Origin of the sequence: Mesorhizobium sp. M4A.F.Ca.ET.090.04.2.1, assembly GCF_003999085.1 — a bacterium.
In the GTDB taxonomy this organism is placed as follows: domain Bacteria; phylum Pseudomonadota; class Alphaproteobacteria; order Rhizobiales; family Rhizobiaceae; genus Mesorhizobium.
This window is the reverse complement of sequence record NZ_RZOT01000757.1, coordinates 1-1,992: the sequence shown is the minus strand read 5'-3', so window position 1 is coordinate 1,992 and position 1,992 is coordinate 1. Positions and strand designations below refer to the sequence as shown.

Below are 1,992 nucleotides of genomic sequence, written 5' to 3'. Positions count from 1 at the left end.
GTTCGGAACGCGCCGGCTCGTCGATCTCGCGCAGGATGTCGGCCGCGCGGTCGATGGACATAGCGGTCAGGAGCTTGCTTGCCTTGACGCGCGGCAAGGCTTCGACGAGCTCCGGCGCGCTTTCGAGCTCGGGCTGGTCGAAGATCTCGACCAGCCGCTCGAAAGGCACGGCGCAAAGCAGCTCTATGGCTGTCTCGCGCGGTTCGTGGTTGAGCGCCTCGACGACGTCGGCGACATGGTCGTTGGCGAGGACACGGGCGATGGCGACGGCGCCGTCGTCCAATACGGGTGCGAATTCATTCATGGCTCACTCCTTGCCGTCCGGCAGGAGGTGAGCCGATCAGGTCACGTCAAGGCGGACGGCGGTTGCGTTCGACTGTGACTATCGCCAGGCATGGCGCGTTGACCTTTCTGCTCGCCGGTTCAGTTGGAATTCTGCGAGCCGCCGCAACATAGGAGCGCTTATGCCCGAGTCAATCGCGGCGGCACGGGAAAGCAGCGGCAGATGCACCAGATCGCGAGACTGTGATCGGTCGCTGTTCAGCGGCTCAGTGCGCCGGTCTGACGCCGGCGACGGATCGGAGAGAGAAAAGCGCTGCTATTTCTGCTTCAGGCGCCGAGGGAAGCGCAACCACTTGTCCTCGACCGGCCTCGGTTGCACGAGGATGGTGGTGAGCTCGCGCGGCAGGCTCGGCGAGAGCGGCTTCTTGGTGGCGACGCCGTCAGCGATCGCGACCACACTGTGGTAGAACTCGGCGCCCGTGAGCGAGCGCGGCGGCACCGCCTCATGCATGACGCTGATCACCGAGACATCGGGACAATTGTCCTTGATCGCCTGGTGGAAAGCGATCTTGCCTTCGGGATCGAGCGCCCCGGTCGCCTCGTCGAGGAACAAGAGACCCGGCTGCTGCAGCACGATGCGGGCAACCACCAGCTTCTGCTTCTGGCCGCCCGAAAGCACCTGGTCCCAGTTCTTCCCGTCACGGCTTTCGTCGGTCAAATGTTCGATGAAGTCGCCAAGGCCGGCCTTGTGCAGCGCCGATGCAACCTGTGCATCGGTATGGTCGCGCTCGGAGCCTGGCAGGCAGACCAACTGCTTCAGCGACACCTGCTGCAGCTTGACCTCCTGCGCAGCATAGAAGTTCTTGACCCCTTCAGGGAAGACGATGGTGCCGCGGCCATAGGGCCACAGGCCGTTGATCGCCTTGATCAGCGAGGTCTTGCCGCAGCCGGACTCGCCCTTGAGGAAGGTCCACTCGCCGCGCCGGAAGCGCAGGTTCGCGGCGCTCAGGAAGGGGGTCGCGTCCTCACCCTGATGCGCCAGCTCGAGCTTCTGGATGGTCAGGCCGAAGACCGGATTCTGGCTGGCATAGCTGAAGTCGGAGCGGCCTGTCTGGCGGTAGAATTCCTGCGGCTGCTGGACCTTCTCGATGGCGTTGGCGAGTTCGGTGACGCGCTGGCTGTTGGCCCGCAGCGTGGCGATCGCCGGCATGACGTGAATGAACCAAGAGCACTGGCTGATCAGCGCGTTGACCATTTCGGAGCCGGTTATGTAGCCCTTGAGATCGAAGCCGTTATGGATGAAGGGCACGAGGCCGGGCCCATAGGCGACGATGCGGGCACCGATGAAATTGTAGATCAGCTCGAAGGAGTTGTAGCCGGTGTTGACTATGTTCAGCCGCGCCCAATTGCGGTCGATGTCGGCATAGAGCCGGGTGTGCATCGTCTTCTGCACATTCTCGCCTTGCGAAGCGGCGACATGGAAACTGCGGCGCAGGAAGGTGGTCAGCTCGCCGCGATAGCTGCCTTCGGACTGCTGCATCCTGACATTGAGACGCTCCAGCAGCCTGCCCAGCTTGACCGCGATCCAGGTATTCAGCGGCACATAGATGGCGACGGCCAGGAAGGCCAGGACCGCGCTGCCGTAGCTGCCGAGGAACTCCAGCCCTCTCACCTCAACCGAAGTCTCCAGCAGCTTCTGACCGACAAAGT

At 63.2% G+C, this 1,992-nt stretch carries 1 protein-coding gene and 1 pseudogene; both read right to left on the bottom strand.

The annotated features are described in order from the left end of the window. A pseudogene (locus EN781_RS31455) lies at window positions 1-304 on the bottom strand (magnesium transporter); the annotation flags it as partial. A 294-nt stretch (window positions 305-598) separates the two neighbouring features. Then, window positions 599-1,992, bottom strand: a 1,394-nt coding sequence (locus EN781_RS31450) for an ATP-binding cassette domain-containing protein (RefSeq protein ID WP_145965746.1), incomplete at its 5' end; no start/stop codon positions are given.